The organism is Acinetobacter sp. YH01019, assembly GCF_013420285.1.
Taxonomy (GTDB): Bacteria; Pseudomonadota; Gammaproteobacteria; order Pseudomonadales; family Moraxellaceae; genus Acinetobacter; species Acinetobacter gandensis.
The window spans coordinates 1-18,245 of sequence record NZ_VOYM01000015.1 but is presented as its reverse complement, the minus strand read 5'-3'; the positions used below and the strand labels follow the sequence as shown (position 1 = coordinate 18,245).

The window sequence follows — 18,245 nt, the reverse complement described above, 5'->3', positions numbered from 1 at the left end:
TACCGAGTATGTACAACACACTCGGGTTAACTAAAAATAGATCTATCTTATTTAGATAAATTTAGATGAATGATGCAATTTATACATTCATGCTTTGATGCCTATAAACCTATTTTATTTAATAATTGATTTTTCAGGCTCTGTTGAAGCTTGGGTAAACGTTCTTTAAGTTCCGAACGCCTGTCATTTGGTAACGAACATTTAGCGAGTTTTACCCAAACGCTTGCGAACTGTTTCATAAAACTTGCCTCATTATAATGGATACCGTATTCCGCGCAGAGTGCTTTAATCTTAGGTGCAGCTTCAGCATAACGATTTGCAGGCATATCCGGAAACAAATGGTGTTCAATCTGATGGCTTAAGTTACCACTTAGAATATGCAGCCATTGTGTTCCGCTAAAGTTACTTGAACCACGGATCTGACGTAAATACCATTCTGCACGAGTTTCATTGTCAATATTGTCCATTTCAAAATTTTCAGCATCTTCAGTGAAATGACCATTAAATATGACTGCTGAAGCCCACAAGCTACGAATGACATTCGCTACTGCATTGCCAGCAAACACAGGAATCGCATTCGGCCCTGCAATCAATGGAAAAAATACATAATCTTTCACGACTTGGCGCTTAATTTTTTGACGTACATCCGTCGCATCTTTCCAGACCTCCTTCCATGTTTTGGTCTTATAGATCAGGACATCCTCTAAATGTAAGCGCTGTATACCGACGTACCATTCAAAAAACACCATCAATTGTATTGCCAGTGGAATATTAAATAGAAAACGCGGCTCCCATTTTTGCGCTTCACTGACACGTACAAGCCCATAGCCCACATCATGATCCATACCGACGATATTGGTGTAAGTGTGATGTACATAGTTGTGGGTGTATTTCCAATCTTGACCTGTCGCAATGGTATCCCAGTCATAATTCGCGCCACTTAAACTTGGGTCATTTAGCCAGTCAAACTGACCATGCATTACATTGTGACCCAGCTCCATATTTTCTACAATTTTAGACACACCGAGTAAGCCAGTCCCAAATAACCACACAGGCGGAATCCAGCCCCCGAACATCAACATGCCACGTGAGGCAATTTCACTATAACGTACAAAGTTTCTTATTTTATAAATATAGGCAGCGTCTTTTTCACCAACACTATCCATAATGTCACGGCGTATTTGCTCTACTTTTGCGCCAAACTCTTCCACTTGCTCAGGTGATAGATAGCGTGATTTGCTGTTTTGATGCACGCTGTGATCTATATGTTTCACTGACTGATTCATGGTATTTCCCCTGTTTCTTTTAATTCTTCGTTATTGATTTAGAGTTGAATACGTACTGGACTGATTGCCTGAGAAATACACAGTTTAATTTGTGTATTGTTGGCATGATCAATTTCACCTGTGAGCAAGTTTTTAACTGAACCTTGCTGTTTGGTACACGAACAAGTATTACAAATACCCATACGGCAACCATGTGCTGGTTTAAGTCCCGCACGTTCTGCACTTTCTAATAAATTGCCTGTAGCCATGAAGTCTTGTTGTGCCAAGCTAAAGGTCACAGCCTGCGCCTCTACAGTTACGTCAACTTGCAGTTGGAAAAATTCAGTTTTTAGTTGATCGAGCAAACCCTGTTCCGCAAATATCTGCTGAATACTTTGCATCATTGCACTTGCACCACATGCATAAGTCTCACGCTCAACATAGTTAGGAACCATATGCTGTAGTAGTTCTTTGCTTAAATGTATCGGGGTCTTTAATGTATTAACTGCATGAAAATTTAAATTTTTACTTTTTTCAATTAAAGCTTTGATTTGGCTGTAATAAGCATCATCACGGCTAAAATATATAAGATCGACAATACGGTTTTGTGAAGCCAACTGCTTTAATAAAGCAAAAATAGAAGTTATGCCACTGCCAGATGCCAGTAGTAAAACAGGTTGATCAAGAGTTGAAGTCAAAGCAAAATCACCTTGGGGCTGTGATAATTCCACGATGTCGCCCTGTCTAAGTTGGCTTAATACATTCGAAACCTTACCTTGCTTTTTGACTGCTATAACCACATGACCTTGAGGATTGATTTCCACAATACTGTAACTACGTTGGTGACGTACGCCAGCATGTACAACGGTAACCAGAACGCATTGGCCTGGAATATACTGTTGAGCATTGAAATTGTGGTTGGGTTGAAAACTCAGCTCATAAAACTCTTGCCCTATTTGACGCTGCGTCACTAACTGTGCTTTTACTTTTTTATATGCCCAGATTGCATCAAACTTTTCTGCGATAAAATCAATAAAATCTTCCCGGATCCATTCTGGTTTATAGTTCCTTGTTGTCATATTTACCTTGCCCAATGTTTTAATATACATTTGTTCATTAATTTAGGGTTACATTAAATTTTGACAGCCAAGTTCTCCATGTGAATAGAGGACAAAAATTATCATTTGGCATTTTTCATCATTTTTTGTCTAACAATATGTCACTTTATGCAAATCCAAATTTTTACTTTTGCAATTTTTTCAATGACATAAAAAAACTAGGCCTCAGCCTAGTTTTTTTCATATATCCGATGATTAATTTGTACTTACACTCTTACAGAACAAATTATTCAAAATTTAGTCTTCGAAATGTACAACAGAACGAATCGATTTACCTTCATGCATCAGGTCAAAAGCTTCGTTAATTTTGTCTAGGCCCATAGTATGAGTTACAAATGGTTCTAGTTTGATGTCACCATTCATTGCCTCTTCAACCATACCAGGCAATTGTGAACGACCTTTCACACCACCAAATGCAGTTCCTTTCCATGTACGACCTGTTACAAGTTGGAATGGGCGAGTCGAAATTTCCTGGCCTGCACCCGCTACGCCAATGATGACAGATTGCCCCCAACCACGATGCGCACATTCGAGTGCAGAACGCATAACATTGGTATTGCCAATACATTCAAATGAATGATCTACACCCCAACCTGTCATTTCAACAATAACTTCTTGTACAGGACGATCATGGTCTTTTGGATTAACAAAGTCTGTAGCACCAAACTCTTCAGCCAACTTGAATTTTTCAGGATTGGTATCTACTGCAATAATACGACCGGCTTTAGCTTTTTTCGCACCTTGAACCACAGCCAAGCCAATACCACCTAAGCCAAATACGGCAACTGAGTCACCTTCTTGTACCTTAGCTGTATTTTTTACTGCGCCTAAACCTGTCGTTACGCCGCAGCCTAATAAGCAGACATGTTCATGATTTGCTTCAGGGTTAATTTTCGCTAAAGAAACTTCGGCTACAACGGTATATTCAGAGAAAGTTGAACAACCCATATAATGGTAAATTGGTTGACCATTATAAGAAAAACGTGTCGTACCATCTGGCATTAAACCTTTACCTTGTGTCGCACGAACAGAGACACACAGGTTGGTCTTACCAGATTTACAGAATAAACATTCGCCACATTCTGCAGTGTACAAAGGAATAACGTGATCGCCCGGCTGCACAGAAGTTACACCTTCACCTACTTCAACCACAACACCTGCGCCTTCGTGGCCCAATACTGCTGGGAAAACACCTTCAGGATCATCACCTGATAATGTAAATGCATCGGTATGGCACACACCGGTATGGCTAATTTTAACCAATACTTCACCAGCTTGCGGCGGTGCAACGTCAATTTCAACAATTTCTAATGGCTGACCTGGACCAAAAGCTACGGCTGCACGTGATTTCATGTCTAAAACTTCCTGTAGAGCTGATATTAACAGATGAGCTACAGTAACCTCTTTTTAAGCATGGATACAACCTTAAAACATGATGTTATGATGATTTTATAATGATTTAATAACCTTAAAATAATGATGCAGATACGAGCAATTCAAGGTGTATTCGGTTTGGGACTTACGTTCAGCATAATGACGGGATGCACTTTGCCACCTAATCAAGCTAAACCAGAGAATACCATTCAACCACATGCCAAAAATTGGATTGGAAGCCAAATTCAAAATGATCGGATTGAACAAGGCTTAACAGCTTATTTAGCATTAGACGATGCATTCCTGAGCATTGCATCGCGCTTGCACTTAATTCGTAATGCACAACACTCGCTCGACCTTCAATATTACATTTGGGAAAACGATTCCATTGGGCATTTAATGCTAAGGGAATTACTTCAAGCTGCTGACCGTGGCGTTAAAGTTCGCTTGTTAATTGATGATCAAAATGGCACAAAGCTTGACGACACCCTAAAGGTACTCGCATTACATCCCAATATTTCTATTAAATTATTCAATCCATATAAATTTCGACATTTACGTGTCATTGATTACGCTTTTCGGTTGAAACATATCAATCACCGCATGCATAACAAATTAATTGTTGCAGATGGTTTTGTCGCAGTAACCGGTGGACGAAATATCAGAAACGAATATTTTGACGCCAGTGAACGTTTTCAATTTACTGATCTAGATATCCTGTTTTTAGGTAAAGTCGTTCAAGAAGCAAATTCATCTTTTCATCAATTTTGGAATGATAAACTAAGTTTTTCTGTAGAACAGCTCATTGGTAGTGGCCAAAAGCAAGACCTAGAAAGACTTAAATTGAAATACGTTGAAGATGGTCAAAATATTAATCCTGATGAAAAACGCATTGAATACGCGCAGCAAGAATTGGCTGATAAATTAAAACTCAGACCGATTAATTGGGCCAAAGCTCATTTTGTAGCAGATACACCCAATAAGATACGTGGTGAAGCTAAATCTGAAGAACTGATCTATACACAATTTTTTAAATTAATGGGTCAACCCAAAGAACGCTTAGAATTGGTTTCGGCCTATTTTGTTCCAACACAAAAAGGTACAGACTATTTAACTAGTCTTCCAAAGAAAAATGTCAAAGTGAGAGTTTTGACGAATTCATTTTTGGCTAATGACGTGGCTTTGGTTCATGCATTTTATAAAAATTATCGTCAAGATTTGCTAAAAAGTGGTGTCGAACTATATGAGTTTAAACCCTATATCGAGCGTACAAGACGCACGTGGTATGAAGTAATGACAGGTAATATTATTCCTGCCAAGGGTAAAAATACCTCTAGTTTACACGCCAAATTTTTTGATATAGATGGCATGGTATTTATCGGCTCATTCAACTTTGACCCACGTTCTGCAAATTTAAATACCGAAGTTGGTTTAGTGATTCAATCTGATAAATTACAAGATGAAATTTCCAAGTCACTGGATCATTATTTACCGCAAATAGCTTACGAATTAAAATTAGATCAAAATGGTCAAATCAACTGGTTAGACCATAAATCAGATGGCAGTATCACTACTTATACACATGATCCGGAAACAACAAAATTTCAACGTTTTAGTATGAAAGCTGTTTCATACCTTCCAATTGAATGGATGATGTAATTGCATTTAAATTACAAATTATCTCTCTATTCAATTTTGAACAGAAAAAAAAAGACATAAACCTTGCCTTTCTAAGGCTATTTTAACTGAGTTGTAGCCCGCTGTTTTTAAAGATTGTATATGTTCATTTTGCGACATATAAAGCTGATTATTTTGCATAGCATGTTCAGCATATAAATGATCACATACCAAATATATACTTTTTTTCATGCATTAAATTTTGCTTGATAGCAGCATGGAAGTGGCTTGCATGTTGCTTATGTCTTAGCTCATGTAAAGCTTGATGAATAATGATGACATCAAACATATTCGCCATTACACCTGTCCAGCTAGATTGTTTAAAATCTCCAAGGATAAATGTACATTGATGATTTCCAATTTGAATATGTTTTTGACTTTCTTGTTCATTGTCTGAAAAACAATAATGCTCTATATCTTTTAACACTATATTACTTTTAGTAAGTAACTTCTTTATTGATAGGTTATGCATCGCTTTAGAAAAATCAAAAGCGGTATATTGCATATTTGCACAATGATCTAATAAGTATTCAGCTAAATAGCCGGGTCCAGAGCCGAGTTCTAATACACGTAAAACTTGACCGGCTGAAAGCTTATTAATTAAACAAGCATAATATTCAAAAAAAGCATAACACCAGGGACGTTTAATATTAACTTCATTTGCCCACTGTTCTGCATCTTTTTTATTCCTTAAATCAATAGGACTGGGTACATCCTGAATTATATTTGTCATTTTAAAAATTTGATTAATTAGTATTGGTTGCTTATTTATACAAAATAAAGATCAATCACTGCAAAGGTTTTACTCACTGTTTACGATGCTTTAACATTCACGCTTTATTTTTTGTATATCTCCCAAACATTTTCTCATGCAATTTTTTGATTTGAGTCGTCAGTTTAATTTAAGTGACATTTTGACACCATTTACCACCCTTAATGAATTAGGTGGACAAGATTGGTTTTTAGCGAAAGTTCGTGTCGAACACGATTGCCTCAATGACAATGATAACCTTGAAGGCCAAGCTGTTTTAAAATCGAGCCAAAATATTCAAATTGAACTTGAATGGCTGATACAAGACACAGGGCATGAACTTCAGCTCTTGTTTAAAGGTATTGAAACCGCAGCCAATGAAGAAACCTTAGTTATGGTAAAAGGTGCTCAAATTGTTGATGAGGCAAATCAAAAAATTTCAGCACAAGCCTTGAGCCTGTGGATTGATGGCACCTTATTGGCTTTACTTCCTAATCTTCGTAAAGACATTAAAGCGCGATTAAATTTGTGGGACTATGTTGAATATGATGGTTAGCGCATCAAAGGCTTAGTCAAAATATCTTTTCAGGTGCAATTGCTGTTTGCTTAATTATGTCGTGTAAATATGCTAAAGCGCGTTTAATGCGCCGTATAAGTTTCAATAATCAGAGCATCGCCAAGTCTTTAAAGAGTACCGCATAAGCTTGCGCTTTCTTTTCCACAGCCAGCGGATAAGCTCTAGAGGATGACGGCATTCGATACAAACGCATGTCACGTCCATGAAATGTAGTTTGTGTTGAATGTCCAATTTCAGGTTTTTGAGTCCCTTCAGGCATGGACAGCATTAAAGTATCTGTAGCTTTGTCACCTGTGGTCATCATGCTATGACACTTTGGCATTTGATCGAGCAATACAGTTAGATCTGTGGGCGTATGAATTTTGAGAAATTTATCAGAAGCATTGCCTTTTAAGCGGATAACTTCATAAGCGGTGTCAAAAATTGCAATGCCTTTTTCATTTAGAAATTCACGAATCAGTTGCTCTCTAAACGTTTTATTTTCAACATCCAAAAAAAAGAATTTATCGTTAAAAAAGCATAGGCCAAAAATTTTCCACATGTCATTTTGAAAGTTTGGATAGTAAAAATCCATTTTCCAACGCGTTTTCGGTGGTGGAAAACTTCCTAGCATCAATAATTTTGCGTTTGATGGTAAAAATGGCTCAAGCGGATGTCTTTCAATTTGGCCTTCTCTTTGTCCCATGTCCTGTTCCAATTCACTTAAACGTGTTTGGCTCAATGTCTCTTTTTGCTCTGACATATTTTATTAACTCAAATGAGGTGACTCGCATTACACAAATTTTCTAAATGTTGCTATGCGTTTTAATGATTGCGACTATTTTTTCAGCCCAAAGCTGATAAATTTCTTTGCTGGGATGGAAACCATCACGCGCCATACTTAAGTTTTTTTCACGGTATTCATTTAGATCATATTGAATCAACTGCATATTTTTTTGTGTAGCAATATATTTAGCTAAAAGTTCATTCATTTGTGCAGAATATTGTCCAAATAACCAAGACAATGGAAATGGTAAAGCAGGAAATTCATTCATTGGCGGAACACCCGAAGCAATGATGAGTTTTGGTTGAAAGTACTGCTGAATTTTTTGATATAACTCTTTTTGTTGTTTGATCCATGTTTTGGGTTGCTGCAAACTGGTTACATCATTTACCCCAACAGAACTAATCACAATATCAAACTGTCGCGATTCCACGCGCTCAAGGGACTGGTATATTTGTTTTGTTGTATGCCCTGTTGTTGCTTCTAGACAAAATTCAATAATGAAGTAAGGCGATAATAAGGTTAATAGCTGACCGAGTAAGGCATCCGCTTGTGCAACCACACCAACCCCTGCAGCAGCAGAATCACCTAAGATTAAGAGGGAAAGTGTTGGTCGACCTTGCCCATATATACCACAGCGCTCGCCATCAGGTTCAGGCAAACGAGGCGTTTTTTGCTTGACGATATAGCCTTGAACTATCAAAGCGGGTAAAAGTAACAAGGTGGAAGCTTTCAGAAACATAGCTGTGATCTAAAATATTTAAAGTCTATATTAATGATATTTCTTAACTTATGTATTGGCTTGCATGCCAGAAAGCTTAATATATAAACAGATCAAGTCAATTATCCAAAACATTTAGCTGGAATTCAAGAATAAGAATCATTATTATTTATACAAATATCTTAGCCATAAATCTATAATGTCAAAATTTCCAATATCTCCGCTTTCTTGTTTTATTTTTACAACGTCTTTAGCTTTATTGAGTACAGCCACAATAGCACAAACACCTAAACCATTGCCAATACCGTCTTTAAATCAAAATAATGTCGTGGTAGATCAAACTGAACTCAATCACTCACCTATAAAGACGCAATTGGAATATGCTGCACCATGTGAAGCAATAAGCCCTGAGAGTAAGTTATTAACGCAATTACAAAAGCAAATTGAAATAAATCCAAGTAAAAATAAAGAAATTTTAGATAAATTTTGGGCAAAAATTGATAAAAGTGGTACGCCTATTATTGAAACATTAAATGATCAACAAAGTCGTATTATTTTTCTATGGAAAGGTGCAAAACATAATGTTCGTCTTATTGGTGGTCCGAGTAACGATCATGAATGGTTAACACGGATGCCAAAGAGCGATGTTTGGTTTAAGGAGTCAATTATCGATAATCGTTATATTGGTAGTTATAGCTTTGCTGTCGATTTACCTAATCTTGAAGGCTATCTGTCAAATTACTGCCCTCATTTGAATCCTAATTTAAAAGAATCTCGCAGCCAACGTCGTACTGTCATACAAGTTCAACGAATAGATCCTTTCAATAATAATGCTTATTTGGCAAAAAATAACAATTTGGGTTTACGCAATGAAAACTTAGTGGCTTTAAAACTTGCGCCTAAATTTATTAATCCTAAAAAATATCCTGACGTTGCCCAACCCAGTCTAATAAAGCATCAACTTGAAAGTAAGCTACTCAATAATGTACGTACGATTAGCATTTATCAATCCAAAGCTAAGCTAAACCAAGATTACATCACAGCGATTTTCTTTGATGGTCAACATTATAATGAACTTCTAAATGTACCAAAAGCATTAGATATATTGGTTGAGCAAGGTAAATTACCACCGATACAAGCGATTTTTGTCTCACCTCCTAATGAGCAAATCCGTCCCAAAGAACTAACACCAAATAAAGAATTTTCTGCATTTTTTAATCAAGAGCTGATGCCCTGGATTAAAGAAAATGCACCACAAACGGTAAACACCAATAGGACTGTATTACTTGGCTCAAGTTTAGGTGGATTAAGTTCTGCATACTTAGCCCTTGAAAACCCTAATATGATTAGTCACGTTGTTCCATTGTCGGGATCATTCTGGTGGCAAGCTGAAAATTCAGAACTACCCAATGGTATGAGTAAAATTATTCGTGAAAAAAAGCTACATAGTCCGCAACATTGGTTTATTACTGCCAACAGTTATGAAACCTCACGCAACAATAATGAGCTGAGCATTTTAGAGACCTCACCTGTTGTCGCAGAGGATTTAAAACAAAAAGGTCATGATGTGACCTATAAATCATATATCGGTGGTCATTCCTATGCTGTTTGGCAGGTAGCCATTCAAGATGCTTTACAGCATTTCTTCTCTAAGTCGTTATAGGAAAATAAAAGAAATGAATGAACTAATTTGTTTTAGCCGAAGTAAATTAGTTCATTTAATGCTGAACTTTCTACTAATTAATTTTTGACAGTATATCCATTCGAGTTTATGTTAATTATTTGATGCTTAACGGATTTCAAGGTTGAGCCTCTAATATTGACCGTTATATTGGTATTTCATAATGATAAAATCATTTTCTTTATGTGCCGTTCTGCTTGTGGCGAGTACAGATGTCCTAGCTTTAACGCCGATTGAACTAAAGCAAGTGAATAACGTCATTCAAATATTCAAAAAAAATAACCGCGCACAAATTATTGCTCAAATTGATTATCCACTTAAACGTCCCGAACCGATTTCAACAATCAAAAATTCGGCTGAAATGTCGACACGTTTTGAACAAGTTTTTGATCAAGCCCTTATCGATAAAATTGCCAACTCGAAATCAGCTCAATGGAGTAATGCCGGTTGGCGCGGAATTATGTTAGACGATGGCACAGTCTGGTTAAATGGCGGTAAAATTTTTGCGTTAAATTATAGTACTGAACTTGAAAAAAAATTGTTGAAACAATTAATTCAACAACAAAAGAGTGAGTTGTACTTTAGCTTAAAGCAATTTAAGTCTCCTGAAATTCGTTTTAAAACTGATGATTATTTAGTTCGAATTGATGAAATGCCGAATGGTCAATTTCGTTACGCATCATGGAAAGCGGATAAAAAGATGCGTTCAAAGCCTGAGCTTGTACTCAAAAAAGGAAAAATTGAATTTAGTGGCAGCAGTGGAAACCATACATATATTTTCAAATCTGGCCCATACATTTATTCAGTCGATCGAATCTTTATGGGTGCCGACGAAACACCTGAAGTGATTTTGACTGTTGAAAAATCAGGTAAGGAAATACTGCAACAAGCAGGAAAGCTTTTTCATTAAACATATTCATTAAGCATAAAAAATGCCCTCACTATGAGAGCATTTTATAAATAGGCTATGCGTCTTGGCTTAATTCCATCGATTGGTACGTTTAAACGTACCAATATCATTAAAACGAACACCCACTTCCCGCATTACTTTATGCGCCGTTCTAGATGTTAAGTGACGGACATAAAATGGTTCTTTCACAACAAAATGATGAATTGCATGAGTTGAACCAAAGTTAAAACAAAACAATTGAAATGGAAATAACCACCAAGGATTTAAGACTTGTGTTTGTTTAATGACATCTCGTGGATCAATGTCACCATAGTAATGCATATTTGAACTGATAAACTGTAAGCAGAATGAGCGAATAAAGTTAGGAATAATCCATATTACTGCCAAAAAGTTTATCGTTGGCATTGCCTTAACTAAAGCTACTGACCAATTAATACTCTGCCCAAGTAAAGGTGCAACGCCATTGACCAAATGATAAATGACAAACACATACCATAAACCATAATAGATAAAACTTAATGGAATAAACCCTGTCAGTTGTTCAATAACTGCTTTTTTACGTTCATTTTCAGGTTGTTTTTCTTTAAATTGCGCCATCATTTTTAACATTTGAAAAGGACGAATATATACAGACATTAATTGGTCACTAATCACCAAAAGGCGGCGTAAGCCCCATGGCATACCATTACTAATTCCGCGTTCTTCTAAATCGTATTCTGAACCGGAAAATTTGTGATGATTTAAATGTAAACGGCGACGTGCCCATGGGCTAATTGTATTTGGACGTGCTAACCATACCAAAGCCAACATTAAATGATGCGCCCAAGGTGTTTTTTTAAAATACATATAGTGAATTAGGTCGTGTTCAAGCTCATGAGTCAGCGAGGCAAAAATAGCAACCAAAATAACGCATGCCCATGCTGGTAAGAAACCAATAGCATAAGCCCAAGAACATGCAGCCATTCCCACTAATGCAAAAACTAAAATTGCTGCACCGATAAAATTTTGATGTTTTAAAATCGGATACTGCTTACGTAAATCTTCTCCTGCTTGCGTCACAACAGTTCTTACTTTTGCAATACGCTGCTGATCAGTCATTTCTGAAGAAAAAGACATAGAACAAACCTATAATTCATGAACAGTTGTACATTAAAGCAAATTAAAAAAAAGGAAATCGCTATTTAAGATTTCCTGACTCATCTGCTTATTTAATCTACAAATCATTTATTTTCATAGATTTAATACATGGTGAATGGAGTAAATACTCAATTTATAAAAACCTTTATGCGTTTAAAATTATTTAGTGTCTGCAAAGAAAATTCGTAGTGTGAATACACGATTTACAATGTATAAATCTATTTGTGTTGAATGGTAGAAAATGAATTTTAAAAAGCCCCAAATGGAGCTTTTTATTTGAATCACGAAGATAGAGCTTTCTTGATCTATTAACCCAATTTATTGACAATTCGTAATGGCAGCACTTTCATTGCAAGACCAAGAGGCAACCATGGCCATTTAGGTACATAGGCTTTTACTGGTTCTTTATCAATTTCAGCCGCAAGTAAACGTGATCCTGTCTTTTCATCGACTTCGAAAGGAAGTTTCTTAGCACCTTCATTAATTTCAGTACGGATATAACCAGGGAAAATTGTGGTCACTTTAATAGGTGTATCAATTAATTCAGCACGAATACCTTCAGCCAATGCAGCAACGCCTGCCTTACTTGCTCCATAGGCAGTTAAATGTTTTGGCATGCCACGCATAGCACTCATAGATGAAATAACCACTAAATGGCCTGAATTTTGTGCACGAAATATTTCAACAGCAGCTTCACATTGTGCCAATGCAGAAATAAAGTTGGTTTCTACAGTTGAACGGTTTATTTCAAAGTTACCTTTACCAATACGACGACCTTCCCCTACACCTGCATTCACAATAACGCGATCTAAAGTGCCAAAATCATTTTTAAATGCACGGAACACTTCAAAAACTTGCTCGTAATTGGTCACGTCTAAAGTCTTTGCAATGACCTTAACACCATATTGGCTTTCAAGTTCTTGCTTTAAAGTTTCCAAACGCTCTAAACGACGTGCACAAATTGCTAAGTTATAGCCTTTTTGTGCAAATTCACGCGCCATGCCTGCGCCAATACCTGAACTTGCACCGGTAATTAATACTGTTTTTGCCATGTTTAAATTCCTATAACTTTTCTGTTCTTTTACGACAAAGGATTTACTTCATATCCATGTAAGTAAATTTGGATTTTCAGCTTTAATAAAGTGATGTTCATTTAAGCTGAGTAGTTGTGGTTCATTTCCAACTAAACGCAACGTAGTCATGCTGGTATTTGCAATCGCCCAATTTAAGGCAAAAGTTTTTTCTGGGCTTAAACCTAAAATTTTGCCTGCTGCGACAGAAATCACACCACCAGAGGTAAATACGACTGCATAACGCGGTTTCGTTTTTGCCAATTCATCACACAGGTTTTGCAAAGCCGTTTCAACACGGTTTTTAAAAGTTGGCCATGATTCTTCATATTCATGGTGATATTCACCACCTGTCCAACGCTCAATTGCACCTTCAAAGATTTTCGCTAAGTACGCACGTGGATTGGCTTCTTTTGCGACATCTTGCTTGAGTAAATGCGGCTCATTAAACCTTGGTTCATATTGAGCAAAGACTTGCTGATGATTAAATTCATTCCACGCATTGTCCGTCACCACATCAGCTTCAGGAAAACATTCTGTCAAGGCCAAAGTCGCTGTTTGTTGATGGCGCTGCATAGATCCCGCTACGACATAAGGCGCTTCTTTTAGGATGTCATCAAAATAACGTCCTAAAACTTGCGCCTGTAATTCACCATTGGGAGAAAGCTTGTCATAGCTTTCTGCACCAAATGAAGCCTGCCCATGTCGGATTAGATAAATGGTGGTCATTTCCCTAAAATTTCCTTCATTTTATCAATGTACTTTTGCGCCACTTCATTGGCTTCGATTTTTTGTAAGCCAATTAGTTTGAGTGCACGAATATGTAAGGCATGAATAACAATCCAAAAGTCTTTAAATGCTGGATTATTGGTTTGTTTATGATAGAAGCGGTAATAAATTTGTTGTGCAATAACAGCTAAACGGAAGATGCCAAACACTTCATAAAATGCCCAGTTATCCGTTTGAATGCCTGTTTTTTCTAAATAATAGTCCACCACTTCTTTTCGCGTGAACATACCTTTTAAATTTGTTGGTTGGCGGCGTGTCGCTTTAAATATCGCATTATCCAAATCTTCAACCCAATAAGCCAATGCAGAACCTAAATCCATGAGTGGATCACCCAACGTCGCCATTTCCCAATCCAATACACCAATAACTTCAGTTGGTTTTTCAGGGTTTAAGATGACATTATCAAAACGCCAATCGTTATGAATCACACAAGTTTTACTGTCTTCAGGAATATTATCTTTCAGCCATTTACGTACATATTTAAATGAAGGCACGTTAATGGTCTTCGCTTTTTCATAACGTACATCCCAGCCCTCTACTTGGCGACGGCAATAACCCTCACCCTTGCCAAGTTTTTCCAGACTTGTGCCTTCATACGGGACTTGATGTAGCTCAATTAATTTATCAATGACGTTGATGCACAATTCACGTACTTGCGTTTCATTGAAATTTAGCTCTTTCGGTAAATTTGCACGTGGAATAATCCCTTCTACTCGTTTCATGACATAGAAGTCGCAACCAATGATTGATTCATCCTGACAGAGTGCAACCATTTCTGGTAATACGGGATAAAACTCCGACAATGCCTTTTGCACGTTATATTCACGTGCCATGTCATGTGCAGATTTGGCTTTAGTTCCTTTTGGCGGGCGACGCAAGATTAAATCAGCATTTTCATATTTTAAACGATACGTCCAGTTTGAAGCACCGCCTGAATATTGTGTTACTTCTACAGGCCCAGAAATTTCTTCACCGTGTTCTATCAGCCAATTTCCTACGGCACGTACATCAAGTTCTTCACCATCACGAACTGAACCACCTACATCAATTACTGACATGCTGCTCTTCCTAAACCCTAATCTTAGTATATATCTTTTACTATAAAGCGTTGCTTTTGGTGCCCTACAGCTATGTTATTGCTTTATTTTTATAACATGGCTTGTATATTCAAACCATGCTATGTCTCACATTTACTTTATTTTTTGCGGCGTGAACTGTAACCACGTTTTGCTAGCTCTAGCTTCGCTATCATACCTTTGTGCACTTCATCTGGCCCATCTGCCAAGCGTAGTGAACGTGCTTGAGCAAAGAATCCTGTCAATGGCGTGTCACGGGATACACCTGCACCACCATGAATTTGTATTGCCATATCGACTACTTTTTCTAATACACTTGGTGCAACGACTTTAATGGCCGAAATTTCTGTCAAAGCTGCCATATTGCCCATGGTATCCATTTTATAAGCAGCATATAAGGTCAATAAACGGGCCTGGTCAATCGCAACACGCGCTTCTGCAACACGTTCCAAATTTCCACCCAATTTTAAAATTTCTTTACCAAATGCAGTGCGGGTCATACCACGATCAATCATGATTTCTAATGATTTTTCAGCAGCACCAATGCAACGCATACAATGATGGATTCGGCCTGGCCCTAAGCGACCTTGCGCAATTTCAAAACCTTGACCTGCACCGCCAATAAAATTGGATACGGGTACACGGACATTATTAAAGCTAATTTCACCATGGCCATGTGGCGCATCGTAATCACCAAATACCGGCAACATTCGTTCGATTTTAACTCCAGCCGTTTCAACTGGTACCAAAACCATAGAATGCTGGTGATGACGGTCTTTGTTTTCGTCTGGCGTATGTGCCATAAAAATAATAATTTTTGCGTTTGGATCGCCTAAACCTGATGACCACCATTTACGGCCATTTAGAACAATTTCATCGCCTTCTACAACTGCTGTTGCTTCCATATTGGTTGCATCACTTGAAGCTACAGCAGGCTCTGTCATACAAAAAACAGAACGAATTTTTCCTTCAAGCAGAGGCGCTAACCATTGCTGTTTTTGCTCTTCTGTACCATAGCGCCAAATAACTTCCATATTGCCGCTATCAGGTGCATTACAGTTAAATACTGTAGGTGCTAACAAACTGCGTCCAGACAATTCGGCAATATGGGCATATTCCTGAACAGATAAGCCTTGTCCTAATTTTTCACAAGGTAAAAACATATTCCAAAGATTTGACTCTTTGGCTTTTTGTTTAAGTACTTCTAGTTGCGCTGGCCACTGCCATTTCGTCCAATCACCACCTTGATTCAGCTCATGTACTTCAGCCCAAAATTCCGTTTCAATCGGTTCAATTTCGTCCTTAATGAATTTCTTAGTTCTTTCAATATAGTCTTGTGCACGTGCTGAAAGTTCAAACATGGCATCATCCCTCAAAATATTCTGTTCTTTGATCTTTACAACACCATAACCTGAAATCTAATATGAACAAAATGATTTAATCCCATATTTAAATATGAATACAATTCATAAAAAATCTATCATCGATATGAGTCTATTTCACCGAATCGATATCAATTTGTATCCACTTTTTGTGGCTATTTATGAGCAACGAAGTATTTCTAAAGCTGCACAAATTCTATGTATTACCCAATCAGCAGCAAGTCACGCACTACAACGCTTAAGACAACATTTACAGGATGATTTATTTGTGCGTGCAGGTGCAAAAATGTTACCTACGCCATTTGCCGAACAAATTTATCCTGTGATTAAAAATGCTTTGATTGCGATTCAAAGCATATCTATGCAAAAACAACAGTTTGACCCAACCATGGTACAAACATTAAAAATTGCAGTGCATGATGAAATTGAACCTATTATTTTTCCAAGACTCGTACACCATTTTCAAAAAAGCCAATTAGACATTCAGTTTTTAAGTCTTAAACTTGACCGTAAAACGATAGTCGCGGACCTAGCTGCGCAGCAAATAGATTTTGTTATTGATCTAGAACAAAATTTTGGCGACAAAGTCGCTTTTCAAAAATTGGTTACAGACGAGTTTGTGGTATGTAGTCAACATACACAAATGGATGAGCAGTGTTACTTTTCATGCCCTCACATTGGTGTTTCCTCACGTCGTACAGGTGTGTTGGTGGAAGATATTTATTTAAAGCGTAAAAAACTTTCACGGCAAATCTTCTTACGCTGCCAACATTATTCAACTGCGCTACAAATTTTGACTCAACAACCTAACGCTATTTTAACGATTCCAAAGAATATCCTGACACATTTACAAGTGGCAGATAGTTTGAAAATTTTTGATGTACCTGTAAATCTGCCTAAAATTAATATGGGGATGTATTGGCACATAGACTTGGAAGATAATTCTAGACATGCCTTTTTGCGAAGCGAACTTTCTAAAATTTTTGCTTAGGCTATTTTGATAAAGGAACTTTATTCGCTTAGGCTATTTGCGAGCTATTGATTAAAAATTTATACAATTTTAAAACTCGATTTATGCAATGAATATTTGTCTAATTTAAGATCAACCTCTTGTTATATAAGGGTTTGAAATACTGTTTGTAGTTTTATTCAACAGTTTAAAAACTGAATTTCTTTTAAAATAACTTACTTATTTTTTAAAATATGTATTTGTACATATTGCTGCTTTATGTTGTCTAATCTCCCTGCTAGTTTGTTACTCGCACTCGGTGCAATTCTCTGCCTTATTACCCTCTATATTGTCTATAAAGTCTCAGTTTTTTTGAATGATTTTTTTAGACCATTTAAAAAAGGCAAATCTTATCTTTGCCGCGTATCTAGTATTAGTGATGGCGATACACTCACCTGCTATCGAATGAATTTGCGTCGTTCTGAAACTAAACTACGGTTTGCTTATGTTGATGCACCTGAGTCCTCTCAAGCTTATGGTAAAGAATCAGCACGGCTAATCAAATCTATGGTTTATAAAAAATTTGTACGTGTACAAATTACGGATGTAGACCGTTATGGTCGCTGTGTTGGTGTGATTTACCGTTATCGTAGAAGTATGAATGAAGAAATGGTAAAACGTGGCGCCGCATGGGTTTATGAGGAATATATTCGCGATAAAAATCATTTAAAACACATGATGGCTTTACAAGACAAAGCGCGTAAGCAAAAAAAGGGTTTATGGAAGGCTAGCCGCCCTATGCGTCCAAAAGAATATCGTAAACTGCAAAAATAAAAAAATTACGCAAGGACGGCTGAATATTTAAAGTCGTCCTTATTTTGTCGGGTAGTCAGACGCAGTTACCTACGTCCAACCCCCTAAGAACCGTGCATGCGAGTTTCCCAGCACACGGCTCAAGCCTCTGCTAAGGCGCCATTCGGCACCCGGTTATACATCGTTGACATT

The 18,245-nt window shown here is 37.2% G+C and carries 16 protein-coding genes and 1 pseudogene; 6 read left to right on the top strand and 11 right to left on the bottom strand.

From position 1 onward, the window contains the following. Window positions 1-101: 101 nt before the first annotated feature. From FTT84_RS05770 to FTT84_RS05760, 3 genes are all read right to left on the bottom strand, one after another. The gene (locus FTT84_RS05770) at window positions 102-1,286 is read right to left on the bottom strand and encodes an acyl-CoA desaturase (RefSeq protein ID WP_180080394.1); all 1,185 of its coding nucleotides are present in this window, start codon (window positions 1,284-1,286) and stop codon (window positions 102-104) included. Between the two features lie 38 nt (window positions 1,287-1,324). Then, window positions 1,325-2,344: a flavin reductase family protein gene (locus tag FTT84_RS05765; RefSeq protein ID WP_180080396.1), complete on the bottom strand. Its 1,020-nt coding sequence runs from the start codon at window positions 2,342-2,344 to the stop codon at window positions 1,325-1,327. A 276-nt stretch (window positions 2,345-2,620) separates the two neighbouring features. After that, window positions 2,621-3,736: an S-(hydroxymethyl)glutathione dehydrogenase/class III alcohol dehydrogenase gene (locus FTT84_RS05760; RefSeq protein WP_180080398.1), complete on the bottom strand. Its 1,116-nt coding sequence runs from the start codon at window positions 3,734-3,736 to the stop codon at window positions 2,621-2,623. Between the two features lie 180 nt (window positions 3,737-3,916). Here FTT84_RS05760 and FTT84_RS05755 point away from each other — a divergent pair, with 180 nt between their 5' ends. Then, window positions 3,917-5,416, top strand: coding sequence for a phospholipase D family protein (locus FTT84_RS05755; RefSeq protein WP_373684994.1), 1,500 nt, complete (start codon window positions 3,917-3,919; stop codon window positions 5,414-5,416). Between the two features lie 30 nt (window positions 5,417-5,446). On the opposite strand, the pseudogene FTT84_RS05750 reads toward FTT84_RS05755, so the two are convergent. Beyond that, window positions 5,447-6,167: pseudogene (locus FTT84_RS05750) on the bottom strand (class I SAM-dependent methyltransferase). Between the two features lie 136 nt (window positions 6,168-6,303). Here FTT84_RS05750 and FTT84_RS05745 point away from each other — a divergent pair. After that, window positions 6,304-6,741 (top strand): hypothetical protein, encoded by a 438-nt coding sequence (locus FTT84_RS05745; RefSeq protein WP_067766512.1) that lies wholly within the window; start codon window positions 6,304-6,306, stop codon window positions 6,739-6,741. A 109-nt stretch (window positions 6,742-6,850) separates the two neighbouring features. Here the strand turns inward: FTT84_RS05745 and FTT84_RS05740 are convergent, their stop codons facing one another. Next, complete coding sequence (locus FTT84_RS05740; protein ID WP_180080425.1) at window positions 6,851-7,447, bottom strand: uracil-DNA glycosylase family protein; 597 nt, start codon at window positions 7,445-7,447, stop codon at window positions 6,851-6,853. A gap of 100 nt (window positions 7,448-7,547) precedes the next feature. Continuing rightward, the gene (locus FTT84_RS05735; protein WP_180080400.1) at window positions 7,548-8,267 is read right to left on the bottom strand and encodes an SGNH/GDSL hydrolase family protein; all 720 of its coding nucleotides are present in this window, start codon (window positions 8,265-8,267) and stop codon (window positions 7,548-7,550) included. Between the two features lie 238 nt (window positions 8,268-8,505). Here FTT84_RS05735 and FTT84_RS05730 point away from each other — a divergent pair, with 238 nt between their 5' ends. Together FTT84_RS05730 and FTT84_RS05725 are read left to right on the top strand one after the other, a co-directional pair. Then, window positions 8,506-9,909: an alpha/beta hydrolase-fold protein gene (locus FTT84_RS05730; RefSeq protein ID WP_257232821.1), complete on the top strand. Its 1,404-nt coding sequence runs from the start codon at window positions 8,506-8,508 to the stop codon at window positions 9,907-9,909. A 181-nt stretch (window positions 9,910-10,090) separates the two neighbouring features. Next, window positions 10,091-10,837, top strand: coding sequence for a hypothetical protein (locus FTT84_RS05725; protein WP_180080404.1), 747 nt, complete (start codon window positions 10,091-10,093; stop codon window positions 10,835-10,837). A 69-nt stretch (window positions 10,838-10,906) separates the two neighbouring features. Here the strand turns inward: FTT84_RS05725 and FTT84_RS05720 are convergent, their stop codons facing one another. The 5 genes from FTT84_RS05720 to FTT84_RS05700 all read right to left on the bottom strand — a co-directional run bounded on the left by FTT84_RS05720 (window position 10,907) and on the right by FTT84_RS05700 (window position 16,270). Further along, window positions 10,907-11,953, bottom strand: a complete 1,047-nt coding sequence (locus FTT84_RS05720) for a fatty acid desaturase (protein ID WP_180080406.1) — start codon at window positions 11,951-11,953, stop codon at window positions 10,907-10,909. 329 nt (window positions 11,954-12,282) lie between these two features. Continuing rightward, complete coding sequence (locus tag FTT84_RS05715; RefSeq protein WP_180080408.1) at window positions 12,283-13,026, bottom strand: SDR family oxidoreductase; 744 nt, start codon at window positions 13,024-13,026, stop codon at window positions 12,283-12,285. Window positions 13,027-13,074: 48 nt separating this feature from the next. Continuing rightward, window positions 13,075-13,773, bottom strand: a complete 699-nt coding sequence (locus FTT84_RS05710) for a histidine phosphatase family protein (RefSeq protein ID WP_180058500.1) — start codon at window positions 13,771-13,773, stop codon at window positions 13,075-13,077. Next, a complete protein-coding gene (locus FTT84_RS05705; RefSeq protein WP_180080410.1) occupies window positions 13,770-14,891 on the bottom strand; it encodes a phosphotransferase family protein in 1,122 nt (373 codons plus the stop codon). Before FTT84_RS05705 ends, FTT84_RS05710 begins: the two co-directional genes overlap by 4 nt. A gap of 137 nt (window positions 14,892-15,028) precedes the next feature. Next, window positions 15,029-16,270 carry an acyl-CoA dehydrogenase family protein gene (locus FTT84_RS05700; RefSeq protein ID WP_180080412.1) on the bottom strand — a complete coding sequence of 414 codons (1,242 nt, stop codon included), beginning with the start codon at window positions 16,268-16,270 and terminating at the stop codon, window positions 15,029-15,031. A 94-nt stretch (window positions 16,271-16,364) separates the two neighbouring features. On the opposite strand from FTT84_RS05700, the gene FTT84_RS05695 reads away from it, so the two are divergent. Both FTT84_RS05695 and FTT84_RS05690 read left to right on the top strand, forming a co-directional pair. Then, a complete protein-coding gene (locus FTT84_RS05695; RefSeq protein WP_180080415.1) occupies window positions 16,365-17,282 on the top strand; it encodes a LysR family transcriptional regulator in 918 nt (305 codons plus the stop codon). 237 nt (window positions 17,283-17,519) lie between these two features. Beyond that, window positions 17,520-18,074, top strand: coding sequence for a thermonuclease family protein (locus FTT84_RS05690; RefSeq protein ID WP_067766486.1), 555 nt, complete (start codon window positions 17,520-17,522; stop codon window positions 18,072-18,074). The last annotated feature ends 171 nt before the right edge of the window (window positions 18,075-18,245 follow it).

Coding starts and splice junctions, on each gene's coding strand:
- FTT84_RS05765 (WP_180080396.1), bottom strand. CDS start 2,344: ATGACAACAAGGAACTATAAACCAGAATGGATCCGGGAAGATTTTATT.
- FTT84_RS05740 (WP_180080425.1), bottom strand. CDS start 7,447: ATGGGACAAAGAGAAGGCCAAATTGAAAGACATCCGCTTGAGCCATTT.
- FTT84_RS05705 (WP_180080410.1), bottom strand. CDS start 14,891: ATGTCAGTAATTGATGTAGGTGGTTCAGTTCGTGATGGTGAAGAACTT.
- FTT84_RS05720 (WP_180080406.1), bottom strand. CDS start 11,953: ATGTCTTTTTCTTCAGAAATGACTGATCAGCAGCGTATTGCAAAAGTA.
- FTT84_RS05725 (WP_180080404.1), top strand. CDS start 10,091: ATGATAAAATCATTTTCTTTATGTGCCGTTCTGCTTGTGGCGAGTACA.
- FTT84_RS05760 (WP_180080398.1), bottom strand. CDS start 3,736: ATGAAATCACGTGCAGCCGTAGCTTTTGGTCCAGGTCAGCCATTAGAA.
- FTT84_RS05745 (WP_067766512.1), top strand. CDS start 6,304: ATGCAATTTTTTGATTTGAGTCGTCAGTTTAATTTAAGTGACATTTTG.
- FTT84_RS05690 (WP_067766486.1), top strand. CDS start 17,520: ATGTTGTCTAATCTCCCTGCTAGTTTGTTACTCGCACTCGGTGCAATT.
- FTT84_RS05735 (WP_180080400.1), bottom strand. CDS start 8,267: ATGTTTCTGAAAGCTTCCACCTTGTTACTTTTACCCGCTTTGATAGTT.
- FTT84_RS05715 (WP_180080408.1), bottom strand. CDS start 13,026: ATGGCAAAAACAGTATTAATTACCGGTGCAAGTTCAGGTATTGGCGCA.
- FTT84_RS05695 (WP_180080415.1), top strand. CDS start 16,365: ATGAATACAATTCATAAAAAATCTATCATCGATATGAGTCTATTTCAC.
- FTT84_RS05700 (WP_180080412.1), bottom strand. CDS start 16,270: ATGTTTGAACTTTCAGCACGTGCACAAGACTATATTGAAAGAACTAAG.
- FTT84_RS05770 (WP_180080394.1), bottom strand. CDS start 1,286: ATGAATCAGTCAGTGAAACATATAGATCACAGCGTGCATCAAAACAGC.
- FTT84_RS05710 (WP_180058500.1), bottom strand. CDS start 13,773: ATGACCACCATTTATCTAATCCGACATGGGCAGGCTTCATTTGGTGCA.
- FTT84_RS05755 (WP_373684994.1), top strand. CDS start 3,917: ATGACGGGATGCACTTTGCCACCTAATCAAGCTAAACCAGAGAATACC.